General features: G+C 66.4%; 17 protein-coding genes. 12 read left to right on the forward strand and 5 right to left on the reverse strand.

What is annotated here, in order from left to right; genetic code table 11:
* The first annotated feature begins 63 nt into the window (after positions 1-63).
* Positions 64-558, forward strand: a complete 495-nt coding sequence (locus OK015_RS00930) for a DUF2834 domain-containing protein (protein ID WP_268128557.1) — start codon at positions 64-66, stop codon at positions 556-558.
* Positions 559-563: 5 nt separating this feature from the next.
* Here OK015_RS00930 and serS read toward each other — a convergent pair whose 3' ends face one another.
* Positions 564-1,820: a serine--tRNA ligase gene (serS, locus tag OK015_RS00935; RefSeq protein WP_268128558.1), complete on the reverse strand. Its 1,257-nt coding sequence runs from the start codon at positions 1,818-1,820 to the stop codon at positions 564-566.
* Between the two features lie 111 nt (positions 1,821-1,931).
* Between serS and OK015_RS00940 the strand changes: the two genes are divergently transcribed.
* The 3 genes from OK015_RS00940 to OK015_RS00950 all read left to right on the forward strand — a co-directional run bounded on the left by OK015_RS00940 (position 1,932) and on the right by OK015_RS00950 (position 3,912).
* On the forward strand, positions 1,932-3,302 hold the full coding sequence (locus OK015_RS00940) for a septum formation family protein (protein WP_268128559.1): 1,371 nt from the start codon (positions 1,932-1,934) through the stop codon (positions 3,300-3,302).
* A 4-nt stretch (positions 3,303-3,306) separates the two neighbouring features.
* Positions 3,307-3,657: a metallopeptidase family protein gene (locus OK015_RS00945; protein ID WP_326498508.1), complete on the forward strand. Its 351-nt coding sequence runs from the start codon at positions 3,307-3,309 to the stop codon at positions 3,655-3,657.
* Between the two features lie 63 nt (positions 3,658-3,720).
* On the forward strand, positions 3,721-3,912 hold the full coding sequence (locus OK015_RS00950; protein ID WP_268128560.1) for a hypothetical protein: 192 nt from the start codon (positions 3,721-3,723) through the stop codon (positions 3,910-3,912).
* Position 3,913: 1 nt separating this feature from the next.
* Here the strand turns inward: OK015_RS00950 and OK015_RS00955 are convergent, their stop codons facing one another.
* Both OK015_RS00955 and pheA read right to left on the reverse strand, forming a co-directional pair.
* Positions 3,914-4,600, reverse strand: coding sequence for a histidine phosphatase family protein (locus tag OK015_RS00955; RefSeq protein WP_268128561.1), 687 nt, complete (start codon positions 4,598-4,600; stop codon positions 3,914-3,916).
* 3 nt (positions 4,601-4,603) lie between these two features.
* Positions 4,604-5,569 carry a prephenate dehydratase gene (gene pheA, locus OK015_RS00960; RefSeq protein ID WP_268128562.1) on the reverse strand — a complete coding sequence of 322 codons (966 nt, stop codon included), beginning with the start codon at positions 5,567-5,569 and terminating at the stop codon, positions 4,604-4,606.
* 94 nt (positions 5,570-5,663) lie between these two features.
* Here pheA and OK015_RS00965 point away from each other — a divergent pair, with 94 nt between their 5' ends.
* The 3 genes from OK015_RS00965 to OK015_RS00975 all read left to right on the forward strand — a co-directional run bounded on the left by OK015_RS00965 (position 5,664) and on the right by OK015_RS00975 (position 8,503).
* The gene (locus OK015_RS00965; protein WP_268128563.1) at positions 5,664-6,461 is read left to right on the forward strand and encodes a DUF2470 domain-containing protein; all 798 of its coding nucleotides are present in this window, start codon (positions 5,664-5,666) and stop codon (positions 6,459-6,461) included.
* 67 nt (positions 6,462-6,528) lie between these two features.
* Positions 6,529-7,773: an LCP family protein gene (locus OK015_RS00970; protein WP_268128564.1), complete on the forward strand. Its 1,245-nt coding sequence runs from the start codon at positions 6,529-6,531 to the stop codon at positions 7,771-7,773.
* A gap of 172 nt (positions 7,774-7,945) precedes the next feature.
* Complete coding sequence (locus OK015_RS00975) at positions 7,946-8,503, forward strand: ferritin (RefSeq protein ID WP_268128565.1); 558 nt, start codon at positions 7,946-7,948, stop codon at positions 8,501-8,503.
* On the opposite strand, the gene OK015_RS00980 is transcribed toward OK015_RS00975, so the two are convergent.
* Both OK015_RS00980 and OK015_RS00985 read right to left on the reverse strand, forming a co-directional pair.
* Positions 8,500-9,324: a glycerophosphodiester phosphodiesterase gene (locus OK015_RS00980; RefSeq protein WP_268128567.1), complete on the reverse strand. Its 825-nt coding sequence runs from the start codon at positions 9,322-9,324 to the stop codon at positions 8,500-8,502. The genes OK015_RS00975 and OK015_RS00980 overlap by 4 nt on opposite strands.
* A gap of 4 nt (positions 9,325-9,328) precedes the next feature.
* A complete protein-coding gene (locus OK015_RS00985; protein ID WP_268128568.1) occupies positions 9,329-10,375 on the reverse strand; it encodes a DUF4328 domain-containing protein in 1,047 nt (348 codons plus the stop codon).
* A gap of 868 nt (positions 10,376-11,243) precedes the next feature.
* On the opposite strand from OK015_RS00985, the gene OK015_RS00990 reads away from it, so the two are divergent.
* The 5 genes from OK015_RS00990 to OK015_RS01010 all read left to right on the forward strand — a co-directional run bounded on the left by OK015_RS00990 (position 11,244) and on the right by OK015_RS01010 (position 15,183).
* Entirely contained in the window at positions 11,244-11,867 is a 624-nt protein-coding gene (locus OK015_RS00990; protein WP_268128570.1) for a superoxide dismutase, read from the forward strand.
* Positions 11,868-12,063: 196 nt separating this feature from the next.
* Positions 12,064-12,597, forward strand: coding sequence for a peptidase (locus OK015_RS00995; RefSeq protein WP_268128571.1), 534 nt, complete (start codon positions 12,064-12,066; stop codon positions 12,595-12,597).
* Positions 12,598-12,854: 257 nt separating this feature from the next.
* The gene (locus OK015_RS01000; protein WP_268132372.1) at positions 12,855-13,550 is read left to right on the forward strand and encodes a TMEM165/GDT1 family protein; all 696 of its coding nucleotides are present in this window, start codon (positions 12,855-12,857) and stop codon (positions 13,548-13,550) included.
* A gap of 456 nt (positions 13,551-14,006) precedes the next feature.
* Positions 14,007-14,405, forward strand: coding sequence for a transcriptional regulator (locus OK015_RS01005; RefSeq protein ID WP_268128572.1), 399 nt, complete (start codon positions 14,007-14,009; stop codon positions 14,403-14,405).
* A 121-nt stretch (positions 14,406-14,526) separates the two neighbouring features.
* Positions 14,527-15,183: a DUF6474 family protein gene (locus OK015_RS01010; protein WP_268128573.1), complete on the forward strand. Its 657-nt coding sequence runs from the start codon at positions 14,527-14,529 to the stop codon at positions 15,181-15,183.
* Positions 15,184-15,192 lie beyond the last annotated feature (9 nt).

The following is a 15,192-nucleotide window of genomic DNA, read 5'->3' on the forward strand; positions in this document are numbered from 1 at the left end:
AGTGTCATTCCACTCGTTGTGTCAATGTTGACAAAACTTCGCGGCGGGGGTGAGACTGCGGCCATGGTCTCCCTCATCATCCATGCGGTACTCGGACTGGCTGTCATCATCTGGATCGTCAAGTCGAACTCGAAGGTATTCGCCACGCCCACCGGCGGCCCACTCTTCTCCCCGCTGGAAATCGTGTACTACGTCGTCGGCATCGCGTCCGTTGCGCTGGGTTACTACTTCAACATCCGCTTTGTGCAGGAATACGCGCCGCACGGACTGTCCGGGGCGCACAACCCGATCTGGGGTCCCGGCAGTTGGACGCAGTACATCCAGTTGATGTTCGTCAACCCCGCCGCGGGTTCAGCGGGACAGGACTACACAATCGCCAATGTCATTCTGCTGCCGTTGTTTTCGATCGTTGACGGGTACCGCCGCGGTTTCAAGCGGCCGTGGCTTTACTTCGTGTCCAGCCTGTTCACCAGCTTCGCGTTCGCCTTCGCGTTCTACTTCGCGACGCTGGAGCGCCAGCGCAGGCACGCACGGGAGCGCGAGACCGTCAACGCCTAAGCCCGCTAAGCCGGTTCCAGCACCTCGGTGCCGACGAATGGCACCAGCGCGGCAGGCACGCGCACGCTGCCGTCGGGTTGCTGATGGTTCTCCAGGATCGACACCAGCCACCGCGTGGTGCCCAGCGTGCCGTTGAGCGTGGCCGCGATCTGCGGCTTGCCGTTGTCGTCCCGGTACCGGGTGGCCAGCCGGCGAGCCTGGAACGTCGTGCAGTTCGATGTCGACGTCAACTCGCGGTAGGTCTGCTGGGTCGGAACCCACGCCTCGCAGTCGAACTTGCGGGCCGCCGATGAACCGAGATCGCCTGCGGCGACGTCGATGACCCGATACGGCACCTCGATAAGCGCCAGCATCTCGCGCTGCCAGCCCAGCAGCCGCTGGTGTTCGGCCTCGGCGGTGTCGGGCCGGCAGTAGACGAACCCCTCGACCTTGTCGAACTGATGCACCCGGATGATGCCGCGGGTGTCCTTGCCATAGCTGCCGGCCTCCCGGCGGAAACACGAGGACCAGCCCGCGTAGCGCAGTGGTCCGCCGGACAGGTCGAGGATCTCGTCGGAGTGGTAGCCGGCCAGCGGCACCTCCGAGGTGCCGACCAGGTAAAGGTCGTCGGCCTCGATCCGGTAGATCTCGTCGCCGTGCGCGCCCAGGAAACCGGTGCCGGCCATCACTTCCGGGCGGACCAGCACCGGCGGGATCATCGGGATGAATCCGTTCTCGACGGCCAGCCGCAAGGCCAGTTGCAACAGGCCGAGCTGTAGCAGGGCGCCCTGGCCGGTGAGGAAGTAGAACCGGGTGCCCGACACCTTGGCGCCGCGCGCCATGTCGATCAGACCCAGCGACTCCCCCAGCTCCAGATGATCCTTCGGGTTGTCGATCGCGGGCGGCTCGCCGACGCTGTCGAGGACGGCGAAGTTGTCCTCCCCGCCGGCGGGAACGCCGTCGATGACGACGTTCGAGATCGCCATGTGCGCCGCGGTGAACGCCGTCTCCGCATCGGCTTGGTCGGATTCGGCGGCCTTCACCCGCTCGGCGAGCTCCTTCGCGCGCGCCAACACGGCCGGCCGCTCCTCGGGCGAGGCGGCGCCCACGCTCTTGCTGGCGGACTTCTGCTCGCCCCGCAGCGTGTCGGCGGTCGAGATCGCGGCCCGGCGCGCGGCGTCGGCCGTCAGCAGCGCGTCGACCAGCGCCGGATCCTCGCCGCGGCTGAGTTGGGAGCGGCGGACGGCGTCGGGGTCTTCCCGGAGCAGTTTGAGGTCGATCACGGCCGCAAGATTACTTTTGGCTCGGCACCGACCGCGCGGAGCACCCGCCAGAGGTAATCCCAGGACTCACATCTGTAACGTTTGTCACGTTAACTCGAGCGCCCTGTCAGAATGGAGTCGATGTCGGACACGCTCGAGACGGAAGTCGCCGCACCCAGCCCGCCCGCCACCGAGGCGAAGCAGGAGCTGGCTGCCTTTCAGTTGCCGCGCACCTTGCAGGCGACCGCGACCCGGCGGGCCCTGCTCCTCTTCGCGCTGGGTGGCCTGTTGATCGCCGGCCTGGTAACCGCCCTTCCGGTCGGCGGCCCCGGTCAGGGCCGGCTTGCCGGCTATCTCGACAGCAATCCGGTGCCCACCACCGGAGCTAAGGCCGATGCCGCATTCAACCGCGCCAAAAGCGGCGACTGTTTGATGTGGCCGGATGTCACGCCGGAGGCCGCGAGCATCGTCAAGTGCGCCGACGACCACAAGTTCGAGGTCGCCGAGTCCATCGATATGCGGACCTTCCCCGGCTCGGAATACGGGCCCACCGCCGCCCCGCCGTCGCCGGCGCGTATTCAGCAGATCAGCCAGGAGCAGTGCGAGGCCGCGGTGCGCCGATACCTCGGCCCCAAGTTCGACCCCAACAGCAAGTACAGCGTCAGCCTGCTGTGGGCGGGTGACCGGGCGTGGCGTCAGTCCGGCGAACGCCGCATGTTGTGCGGCCTGCAGATGCCCGGCGCGAACAACGAACAAGCCGCCTTCAAGGGCAAGGTCGCCGACGTCGACCAGTCGAAGGTCTGGCCCGCCGGCACCTGCCTAGGCATCGACTCGGCGGCCAACCAGCCCGTCGACGTCCCGGTGGACTGCAAGACCCCGCACGCGATGGAGGTCACCGGCACGGTCAACCTGGCCGAGAGGTTCCCGGGTGTGCTGCCGGCCGAACCCGAGCAGGACGCCTACATCAAGGACGCCTGCACCAAGATGACCGACGCTTACCTCGCGCCGGTCAAGTTGCGCACCACCACGCTGACGCTGATCTACCCGACGGTGTCGCTGCCGAGTTGGTCGGCGGGTAGCCGGGAGGTCGCCTGCAGCATCGGCGCCACGCTGGGCAACGGAGGCTGGGCCACCCTGGTCAATAGCGCCAAGGGTCAGCTGCTGATCAACGGTCAGGCACCGGTACCCCCACCCGACATTCCCGAGGAACGGCTCACGTTGCCGCCGATTCCGGTCCGGGTGCCGGCTAGCCCGCCCGCGCAGTCGAACACCCCGCCGGAGATGCCCCCGGGCAATCAGCACCTGCCCCAACAGCAGCCGGTGGTGACGCCACCGCGCGCGACCGCTTCGCAGGCGCCGGCCAATCAGGCGCCGCAGGATCAGCTACCGCCGCCGACGGACGGTGGTGCACCGGCGCCACCGGCCAACCAGGCACCGCCGCCCATGCCGGACGCACCCCCGCCCGGGGCGCCCCCGCCAGCCGAGCCGGTGCCGGGAGGTTAGCCGGGTGGCCGTGCGGATGGATCCGCAGCGGTTCGACGAACTGGTGTCCGACGCACTCGACCTGATCCCCGCCCAGCTGGCGGCCGCCATGGACAACGTCGTCATCCTCGTTGCGGATCGCCACCCCGACGACCCCGAACTGCTGGGACTCTACGAAGGGGTGGCGTTGACCGAACGCGACTCCGACTACGGCGGCGCGCTGCCGGACACCATCACGATCTACCGCGAGGCGCTGCTCGACATCTGCGAATCCGACAACGACGTCGTCGAGGAGGTGGCGATCACGGTGATCCACGAAATCGCCCATCACTTCGGCATCGACGACGACCGACTGGAAGAACTGGGCTGGGGCTGATAATCCGGCGGCATCCGGGCGCGGCAGCGCGGATTTGTCATGACCTGGTGCTAGGAACGGTTTATGAGCGCAGCATGCCGCGACTGCCGGGCAGGCCTCGAACACTGCCACGGCACCATCATTCACCACTCATTGCGCCGTTCGGAGTGCACCGAGCCGGACTGCGTCAGTCCCGAGTTGCTCGCGCACACGTTCGCCATCGACTGCGACGCCGTGGGCTGCACCTGCACGGAACTGGTCGCGCTGGCTGTCTAGATCAGCCCATCGGATCGGTGCCTGACCGAACCGCGTCGGCGACCGGAGTGGCCTCCGCTTCGGGGTAAAACGGCGGTGTCAGGGTTCCCCACCGCACGCAGCTCCACCGCCCGTCGGTGATCGGCGCCAACACCACCGACTCGGCGTTGCCGAGATGGTTGTCGAGCGCGAAGTTTGCGTCCACTCCGGCCAGCACCGCGGACACCAGCCGGATCGCGGCGCCGTGGCTTACGACGATGATGTCACCGCTCCAGTCGTGGTCGTCGAGGTAGCGCATTCGCAAGTCGGTGAGCACTGGGACGTAGCGATCCAGCACCTCGCTGGCCGTCTCGCCACCCGGCAACGGCACGTCGAGTTCGCCGTGCTGCCAGCGCTCGTAGATGGCATTGAATTCCGCGACCGCCTCGTCGTCGTTGCGGTTTTCCAACGCCCCGACCTGCACCTCGTGGATGCCGGCGAATTCGCGCGGCGTCACGTCGACCTGGGTGCCGATCACCGCGGCCGTCTGCGACGCCCGGTTGGCCACCGAGTGCGCGAGCAGCGCGGGCCGTCCGGCCTCGAGAGCGAACGCCCGGGCCTGGTCACGTCCCGTCGGCGTCAAATCTGCCCCGGGCGGCCGGGTGTCCAACCGGCGCTCGACATTGGCGAAGGACTGGCCGTGCCGAAGTAGCACCAACCGACCACTCATTGTTCAAATCCCCCCGCCGGAAGCTTCGGTCTGCTCAGGTTTGCCCTCCCGCAGCCGCGCCAGCCAGCGCGACGCCTCGTCTGGTGGTGGTGGCCCGATGCCCGCCGCCGGGCCGGTGGGCCAGGAACCCAAATACCGCACATCCACACAACGACGATGCAGCGCCTTGAGTGCCTCGGCGACGGCATCGTCGTCGATGTGGCCCGCGCAGTCGGCGAAGAACTGGTAGGTGCCGAGTTCGGTTCGGGTCGGCCGAGATTCGATTCGGGTGAGGTCGATATCGCGGATGCCGAACTCGCCCAGCGCGGCGAGCAGCGCGCCCGGCGCATTCTCGATCCGTAACACCACCGACGTCCGGTCGGCGCCGGTGCGAACCGGCGGCGGCCCCGGCAAGCCCACCAGGACGAAGCGGGTACGGGCGTTGAGTTCGTCGACCACGCCTTCGGCCAGGGCCGCGAGCTGCCAATGCGCGGCCGCCAGCGGCGAGGTCACCGCGGCGTCGGCCTCGCCCTCGGCCACCTGCCGAGCGGCATCGGCGTTCGAGTACGCCGGCCGTAGTTCGACGCCGGGCAGGTTGGCGGCCAGCCAGCGGCGCACCTGGGCCGCGGCCACGGGAAATGCCGCCACCGTCCGAACCTGGCCGGCGCTGCGGTCCTTTCCCAGCCCGGGGTTGACGACGATGCTGAACGCCACGTCCAGCGTCGTCTCGGCGAATATCTGCAGCGGCGATCCGTTGGCCAAGGTGTCCATTGTCGGCACCACGGAGCCGTCGATCGAGTTCTCGATCGGCACGCACGCGTACTCGGTGTCACGGTTGCGGACCGCCTCCAGCGCCGCGGGTGTGCTGTCGACCGGCAACCGCCGCACCGGGCCCAGATCTTGGTCGGGGATCAGACCGGCGGACGTCATCTGCAGGAGCGCCGCCTCGGTGAAGGTCCCCTCGGGACCGAGGTAAGTGATGCCGACCACGACCACAACCCTAGTGGCGTATATCCGAAAGCAGGCCTTGCTTCGCCCTTCGATCTAAGTTAACTTAGGCTTACCTAAGGATCGAAGGAGAACGATGTTACCGCTGACCAGCGCCGCGCCGACGACTGCCGAGCGCATCCGCAGCGCCTGCGCTCGGGCCGGCGGCGCCCTCCTGGCCATCGAGAACAGGGATGCGCGCGAGGACCCGGTATCCACGCCGGTGCATCACCTTCTGCCCGACGGCTCCTTCGCCGTCGCGCTGCCCATCGACAACGCCACCGATGACCGGGTGGATGGCTCCCAAGCTCTGCTCGAACTGACCGACTACGCGCCGCTTCCCTTGCGGGAGCCGGTCCGCTCGCTGGTGTGGGTTCGCGGCCGCCTGCAACGGGTCCCGTTGGCCGAGATCAACCCGACCCTCGATGTGATCGCCAGCGAGTGTCCGCGTCCGGCGCTACTGCAAGTCGATACACCGAAATGCGCGGCGCCCGCCCCGGGCGACGAACGGTACACACTGCTGCGTCTCGAGATCGCGTCGGTCGTGGTGACCGACGCCACCGGCGCCGAGCCCGTCAGCGTCGAGGACCTGCTCGCGGCCCGGCCAGACCCATTCTGCGAGATGGAGTCGACCCTGCTGTGGCACCTGGACAACGCCCACAGCGACGTGGTCGCACGCCTGGTATCCCGGCTGCCGGCGCCGTTACGGCGCGGACAGGTCCGCCCGCTGGGGCTCGACCGGTACGGCGTGCGGTTCCGCGTCGAAGGCAGCGACGGCGACCACGACATCCGGCTGCCCTTCCACAAACCGGTCGATGACATGACCGGGTTGAGCCAGGCCATTCGCGTGCTGATGGGTTGCCCGTTCATCAACGGCCTGCGCGCTCGCCCCTAGCCGATCGGGGTCCGCGGCGCAGGTGTTTCTGCATGGCCGCACCGAGTGGGGCACGTAAGTTAGCCGGGTGGACGGCGACCGATCACCGCACCGGGGACGGCCGACACGTTCGATCCCACCGCGGCAGTCGCGTCCCGAGCCGCCGCCGGTGCTGCACCGCCGCCCGACTGTCCCGCCGTCGGCAACCGACGTGACCGTGCCGCTCCCCCGTGTCTCGCCACCGGTTTCCGCCGCTAAGGCGGCCCCGGGCCATCTGGCACCAGCGGTGAAGCCGAGATCGCGCGCGCGCCCACGCGGCCGCTCGGGGACACCGGCCGCCGTGCCGGGAGTGCACCGCAAGCGCAAAAAACACCGCTGGGGCCGCATCATCGCGTCCATGTTGACGATCGGTTTGCTGCTGGTCGGCGCCGGCGTATTGAGCGCCGCCATTTGGCTGGATACCACGCTGCACCGCAAACCGGCTTTGACCAGCTACCCCGATCGGCCGGGGGCCGGCCGTGGCACCAACTGGCTGCTCGTCGGGTCGGATAGTCGTGACGGCCTGTCTGCCCAACAGCAGGAGAATCTGGCCACCGGCGGCGATGTCGGTAGCGGTCGCACCGACACCATCCTGCTGATTCACATCCCCGCGCCGGGTTCGAGCACGCCGACGACGATGGTGTCGATACCGCGTGACTCGTTCGTGCCGATCCCCGAGCACGGCAAGGACAAGATCAACTCCGCATTCGCGATCGGCGGGGCATCGTTGCTGACCCAGACGGTGGAGCAGGCCACCGGGCTGCGCCTCGACCACTACGCCGAGATCGGCTTCAGCGGGTTCGCGGTCCTGGTCGACGCCCTCGGCGGCATCACCGTCTGTCCGACCGCGCCGATCAACGACCCATTGGCCGGCATCGACCTGCCCGCCGGCTGCCAGAAGCTCAACGGTCGCAACGCGCTCGGATATGTCCGGACCCGCGACACCCCCCGCGCGGATCTGGACCGGATGGTCAACCAGCGGCAGTTCATCTCGGCCCTGCTGCACCGCGCCGCCGAGCCGTCGGTGTGGCTCAACCCGTGGCGCTGGTACTCGATACCGCACGCCGCGGCCGACGCGCTGACGGTCGGCGACGGCGATCATGTGTGGGACCTGGCTCGACTGGGCTGGGCGTTGGGCGGATCCACCACCACACTCACCGTTCCGATCGCCGATTTCGCCAGCAACAACGTCGGCTCGGTGGTGGTGTGGAATCACGACGTGGCGGGCAAGCTGTTCGACGCACTGGCCGCCGACGCGGCGGTGCCCGCCATCGCACTCGACGGCCAGTCGTAGGGATTCGAGGCGCTTATGCTCCGTGCATTCCCAAAATGTGGGCGAGGCGATATGGCCTTTCTTTACTTAAGTAAAACTCGCCTGAACAAATAGCGCATACATCGGATTAGCAACTTTTCTGGATCGGTCCGCGCCCTTTGCAGCGGCCTTCTACCTGCGCTAAGCTGCTGCCATGACCGAAACCGATGCCCCCAAGTCTAAGTTCCACTCATTACTCCAGGAACAGATTTCTCACGAATTCACCAGCTCTCAGCAATACGTTGCGATTGCCGTTTATTTTAGCGCTGCCGAACTTCCGCAATTGGCGAAGCATTTTTACGGGCGCGCGATCGAGGAACGCAATCACGCGATGATGCTGGTCCAGCATCTGCTCGACCGTGACGTGCACGTCGAGATCTCGGGCGTCGACGCGGTACGCAATCAATTCGACCAACCACGCGACGCGCTGGTCCTGGCGCTCGAGCAGGAGCGCGTCGTCACCGACCAAATCACCCAACTGGCGCGGGTTGCTCGCGACGAGGGTGACTATCTCGGCGAACAGTTCATGCAGTGGTTCCTGCAAGAGCAGGTCGAAGAGGTAGCGGTGATGAAAACCCTGGTGACGGTGTCCGATCGCGCCGGGGCCAACTTGTTCGATCTGGAGAACTTCGTCGCCCGCGAGGTGTCTACCCAGGCCCTCAGCGCGAGTGCGCCACCTGCCGCTGGTGGCCACCTCGTCTCTCCGGTTTAGCCCCTGCCCCCGATGGTCCGCGCGTTGTCCAGCCACATCTTCGTGCGGCCGGGGTGATTGCTAGCAATCCAGGCCACCCCCACGTCCCGGCAGAAGTCGATGTCGTCGTACCCGTCGACGGTCCAGCAGTACACGGCCCGGCCCTGGGCCGCGGCGCGATCCACCAGCTGCGGGTAGTCCTTCAGCGCGGCGACCGAAGGCCCGACGGCCGTGGCACCGACGGCCGTGGCCGCGCTGCTGGTCAGGTAGCGAGCATTGCGGCCGAGCAGCACCGTTGGCAGCAGCGGTGCTGCTCGCCGGATACGCCAGACCGCCGCCGCCGAGAACGACATCACCACCGCCCGCGACCGATCGGCGGAGGCCGGCGAGGCGATACCGAAGCGGTGCAGCAGCGCCAGCACCTTGCTTTCCACCAGCGAGCCGTACCGGACCGGATGCTTGGTCTCTATGAAGATCTTCACCGGCCGGTTCCAGTCAAGAACCAGCGACACCAGCGCATCCAGCGTCAACAGGCTGGTGTCACCCTGCGTGCCGTCGGGCCGCCAGCTGTCGTGCCAGGCGCCGTATTCGAGCTCCCGCAACTGCGCGAGGGTCATCGTGCTGACCAGGCCTGCGCCGGTAGACGTCCGGTCCAGTCGGCGGTCGTGGACACACACCAAGTGGCCGTCGCGGGTCAGCCGCACATCGCACTCGACACCGTCGGCGCCCTCTTTGAGCGCTAGGTCGTACGCAGCGAGCGTGTGTTCGGGGCGAGATGCTGATGCACCTCGGTGGGCAACGACAAAAGGATGCCCGGCGAGCACCCCTTCGGCCCACGTCATTCCCCTATGCTGCCGGTTCCTCCCCCTTCAACTCAACCGGAGCAGCGGCGGGCTCGCCGGAGTGATCCGGGAGATCCGGGGTCACCACGACCCAGCGATGCGCGGGCCGTGCGACGGGCTTGCGTTCAAATCCCTCGAAAACTCGGGCGACGGCGGCCAGTGTCGCCCCGGCAAACAGGTATCCGAACACCATCAGGACGGTGTTGTTCGCGATACCTTGGGCGTCCGTGGCGAAGCTGCTGACGATGGCCCAGATCGAAACCACGTAGCTGACGATCCAAGCGATCCACCACGCCACGATCGGCCGCCGCGCCCGGCCGTAGTGGTCTTCGAGCGCGGCCAGCTCGATGACGTAAACCGGAGCCCACAGCAGATTGGCGAACGGTACGACGCAACCGGCCCACAACGCCGCAACTGATCGGTGATCGGACAGGCCGTAATGCGAAAACACCGCAGCCCGCCGGGCAATCAGCCACCGGATCAGAAACACACCCGAGGCAATGAGCGCCCCCAGCGCCGCCACACTGGCCAGATCGCCCAACCAGTCCGCGACCGTCGCCACGATTGAGTTCAGCAAGGTTTTCCGGTTGAAGACCAACAGGATGTAGCGGGCGACGTACACCAGCGCTGCAGCACCGAGCACAAGCACACTGATGAACAGCACGAGGCGCACCGCTGCCGCCGACGGGCCGGTCCGCGCCGAAACTTCCGCGCCGGCCGGGGTCTGCTCCACGCGGTCGGTCAAACCCCAACGCGGGATCACCGCGTAGCGGGGTGTGGGGCCCAATGACCGCGGTCCCCGCCGCGCGGGGGGCGCGGCGCCCGGGCGCACCGCGATCCATCGGAAACCCGGCGGCAACAGCGGCGGTGTCCGTTGCGGCGCGGGGGACCGAACGACCGCCGACGGGCTGCCGTGCGTGCTCCATCGGGGATCGGGGGCCGGAACATCCGCCAGCGGCGCCAACAGCGCTCCCCGACAGCGGGGGCACCACTCGCGCCGCCGCTCGCGCACGTTCCACCGAGTGCCGCACTGGGAGCACACCTGGATCACCGGACCAGCGTAGCCCCGGGGATGTTGCGGGCCGCTGCGACGCAGCCCTCTGGAAGGGCGAACACGCCGCCGAATTACCTGCCACGGGGCGCTTCGCAAACCTCGCCGTTGCGCCGGCCCACCGGCCTCCGGCGCCCGGGTCGACACCTGTTACGCCGGTCACAGCTACTTGGTGGCTATCCACAGTTTCCACAGGTTTATCCACATGAGTCGTTGGGGAACACACGCAATCGATCAGCCACTAGCGGTTCACCCTGGCCCCGATTGTGGATAACGCCGGGCATTTGTGATGCGCCATCGACAGGCCAGACGAGTAGCCGAGCGAATGACTGCCTCGTTGCACAGCGATCGGATCCGCCGATTCGCGAGCGGACTCCCTTGCATCCCGAACGAGCCCTATCGCCGACTGCCAGTACAAATTCGCAGCTCAACGTGTTATCGAGCGAGACATTTTCCAACCCCATCACAAAGGGTTATGATCGCGATCACGAAAAATGTTGTGACTCACCTCACTCGCACGAGGTGGCCGACAGGTGAAAGGCAATTGATGGCGATGCACTCGTTCGGTCCGGGTACCGCGGCCCCGTCGAACTCGTATTCCGGATCGCCTGCCTGGAACCACAGTTACAGCGTCGCCGCCTTGCGTGCCGGCCTGATCGCGCTGGCATTGCTCGCGGTTCTCGCCCTCATTGTTTTGTCTTGATTATTTCCTCTTGAAACCGCTCCGAACGGGTATTCGGCGGTGCGGCCCGCAGGGGTCGTCCTTGCGGCGCGCGCGGTCATGGAGCAGGGTTGATTAGGCTGAGCCTGTCGCGTGGCGGACTCCGTGCGAATGCGCGTTAAGACGATCATCGAGGAAAGGAATAACGTGGCTGAATACACCCTGCCCGATTTGGACTGGGACTACGCAGCGCTGGAACCACACATCTCCGGTCAGATCAACGAGATCCACCACAGCAAGCACCATGCGACCTACGTCAAGGGCTTGAACGACGCCATAGCCAAACTCGAAGAGGCGCGCGCTAACGACGACCACGCCGCGATCTTCTTGAACGAGAAGAACCTGGCGTTCCACTTGGGTGGTCATGTCAACCACTCGATCTGGTGGAAGAACCTGTCGCCCAACGGCGGGGACAAGCCGACCGGCGAGCTTGGTGCCGCCATCGACGATGCTTTCGGGTCGTTCGATAAGTTTCGCGCTCAATTCAGCGCCGCGGCCAACGGGTTGCAGGGCTCGGGCTGGGCGGTGCTGGGCTACGACACCCTCGGCGACCGGCTGCTGACCTTCCAGCTGTACGACCAGCAGGCCAATGTCCCGTTGGGCATCATCCCGCTGCTGCAGGTCGACATGTGGGAGCACGCCTTCTACCTGCAGTACAAGAACGTCAAGGCCGACTACGTCAAGGCGTTCTGGAATGTGGTCAATTGGGCAGATGTGCAGTCGCGTTACGCGGCCGCAACGTCGAAGACCAAGGGACTGATTTTCGGCTGAGACCCTCTCACGAGGCTGGGGCGTCACGCGGGACTGCGTGGCGCCCTTACCTTTATCCCGACCCCGCTGGCTCAGTTCAGGAAAGGCAAGCGCCAGTGGCCGTGTCGAGTTGCAACGCGCCTAAACCGCAGGCATTCTGAATTATTCGAGCTACCAGCGTGGTTATTTCGGACGGCGACGTCGCGCGGAGGTCGAGATGGAAACTGGGTCAGGCCAGCCAATAGGGGTTGCCCCCTTCCACGCTCGTGGTGCCCTCAAAGGGTTTGTGATCTCTGGCCGTTGGCCTGACTCGACCAAGGAGTGGGCGCAGCTGTTGATGGTCGCCGTGCGGGTTGCGTCCCTACCCGGGTTGCTCTCCACCACAACGGTATTCGGTGCTCGTGAGGAATTGCCCGACGAGCCCGAGCCGGACACCGTCGGCCTGGTGCTGGCCGAGGGCACGGTGTTCGGTGAATCAGCAATCCAGCCAGGGTATTTCGCGGCTCATCAACCTCCCGCACTGCTCATGTTGCATCCCCCGTCAGAAACCACGCCGTCGTTGCCGGAATGCACCGGAGCGGCGTCGGGATGTGTCCTGCTGCCGGGGTTACCGTATCTGGGATTAGAGCACCGGGCGGCGTGGGTCGAAGCCGAGGCCGACGGCACCATCACGTCCATGGTGAGCCGCGTCGGCGTCGATCCCATCAGCCATCCTGACACCGCGATTCTGGCCATGCTGCTTGCGGCATAAGAGAATTCAATCGATTAATCCCAGTGCCCGAATCCGGAGATACGGGTGTCCGAACTTGCCGCTCTTCCTGGCGTGCCCACGATTTGCCCGCTAGCCTGGGACCGTTAGCGAAGGGGAGTAGCCCCGAATCGTCGCGTCGACATACTGGCGAATAGCCCGGCCGGCGAACCGATCCCGACGGATCGGTGGGCGAGACCTTCGACCGGTGTTCGGTGACCACAGCGGTTGTCGACGACGCGTCGAAAGGTCATCCCCCAATGCTTACCGCGACACTCGTCAGTCTTTCCGTGGTCTTCCTCGCCGAACTGGGCGACAGATCGCAGCTGATCACGATGACCTACGCGTTGCGCTTCCGGTGGTGGGTGGTGCTGCCGGGCGTGACGATCGCCGCGTTCGGCGTGCACGGGGTCTCGGTGACGATCGGTCATTTCCTCGGCGCCACGCTGCCGGCGCGCCCGATGGCCTTTGCGTCGGCGGCGGCGTTCCTGATTTTCGCCGGGTGGGCCTGGCGCGAGAGCGTTGCCGACGACGAAGGCGTCTCGAGCGCGCCCGAGCCCCGCTTCGCGTTGCTGACCGTGGTGTCGTCGTTCGCGCTCGCCGAAATGAGTGACAAGACGACTTTGGCGACGATGACGTTGGCCAGCGATCACGACTGGGCCGGTGTGTGGATCGGCAGCACCCTGGGCATGGTCCTGGCCGACGCGCTGGCGATCGGCGCTGGGGTGCTGCTGCACCGCCGCCTTCCCCAGCAGCTGCTGCACCAGGTGGCCAGCGTGCTGTTCGGAATGTTCGGCCTGTGGATGCTGTTCGACAGCGCGCTGGGCTGGCGGTCGGTGGCCATCGCGGTGACCGCGGCGGTGGCGCTGGCTGCCGGATCCGCGACGACGGCGCAAACTTTGCGGCGACGCCATACTGAAGCTTCATTCGTCGGGAGGTCACCCGAAACCGTCTAAGGTGCAGCGGCACCCTCCCCCCGACGCCCGCCGATCCCGGCAGTCGCCCCCAGAGGTATCTCTGAGGGCCATTTGGTGCACTCTTCCCCCGTTATCGCGGCCAATATCCGACTCGGCAGCAAAGTAGGCTTTCAATGAGTCCGCGTTGCCTGCCCGTTGCGAGGTATCCGCCGGGCACCCTCCGCTCGGCCGTGGCGCACCCCGTCGACCAGACGCCGAAATGCCGGTACACCGAACTTGCTTTCTGCGGATAACCTGTGAGTTTTGTTCCCTTTATGGACACTGCCGTGATTTAGTTGGACGCTCGTCAAGTGTGGACACAGCGAACCTCACGACCGCCACCAGCGAACCCGCCCCCGTTTGCACCTGGTTGTGGACACAAACACTCGCTACCATGATCAGCAAATACACTTAGGTAAATAGTTTCGCTTCTACAGCCCAGTGGAGGTCATATCGATGAGCACGACGTTTTCCGCCCGCCTGAATCGCTTGTTCGACACCGTGTATCCACCCGGGCGTGGGCCGCACACCTCCGCCGAGGTGATCGCGGCACTCAAGGCGGAGGGCATCACAATGTCGGCTCCCTATCTGTCGCAGCTACGCTCCGGCAACCGCACGAACCCGTCGTCAGCGACCATGGCCGCCCTGGCCAACTTCTTCCGCATCAAATCGGCCTACTTCACCGACGACGAGTACTACGAAAAGCTCGACAAGGAGCTGGCCTGGATGGCCTCGCTGCGCGACGACGGTGTGCGTCGCATCGCCTTGCGTGCCGTCGGGCTGTCCGCGCAAGCCCAGCAGGACATCGTGGAGCGTGTCGACGAGTTGCGCCGCGCAGAACACCTCGACGCCTAGTCGGCTACCGCGGCCCACCCCGACCTGAAGGGCTGCCGCCCGCCAGCTCCGATTAGGGTTGGCTCACGGATCGCGCGCACGCACCAGCGATAGTCCACGAGATACCGGGAGGCGGCCGGGAATGGGCCTGTTTCGCAAGCGAAAGAGTCGCGCGACGCGTCGCGCCGAGGCCCGTGCGATCAAGGCCCGCGCCAAGCTGGAGGCCAAGCTCACCGCCAAGAACCACGCGCGCCGGCTCAGGGACGACCGCCGCGCCGCCGACAAGGCCCTCAAGGCGCAGATCAAATCGCAGCGCGACAGCGACCGCACGGCATTGAAGGTCGCCGAGGCCGAACTCAAGGCGGCGCGGGAGGGCAAGGTGTTGTCGCCGACGCGGATCCGGCGGGTGCTGACGGTATCGCGCCTGCTGGTGCCGATCCTGACGCCGGTGATCTACCGGGCGGCGATGGCCGCCCGTGCGTTGATCAACCAGCGTCGCGCGGATCAGCTCGGGATTCCGTTGGCGCAGATCGGCCAGTTCTCCGGACACGGCGCCCAGCTGTCGGCCCGGATCGCCGGCTCGGAGAAATCCCTGCGGATGGTGCAGGAAAAGAAACCCAAGGACGCAGAAACCAAGCAGTTCGGGGCCGCCATCTCCGAGCGGCTCACCGATCTGTCGGCGGCCGTCGCCGCCGCGGAGAACATGCCCGCGGCGCGCCGGCGCGCGGCGCACTCGGCGATCTCGTCACAACTCGACGGCATCGAGGCGGATCTGATGGCTCGGCTCGGATTGACCTGAAAGTAGTGT

Origin of the sequence: Mycobacterium sp. Aquia_216 (genome assembly GCF_026723865.1) — a bacterium.
In the GTDB taxonomy this organism is placed as follows: domain Bacteria; phylum Actinomycetota; class Actinomycetes; order Mycobacteriales; family Mycobacteriaceae; genus Mycobacterium.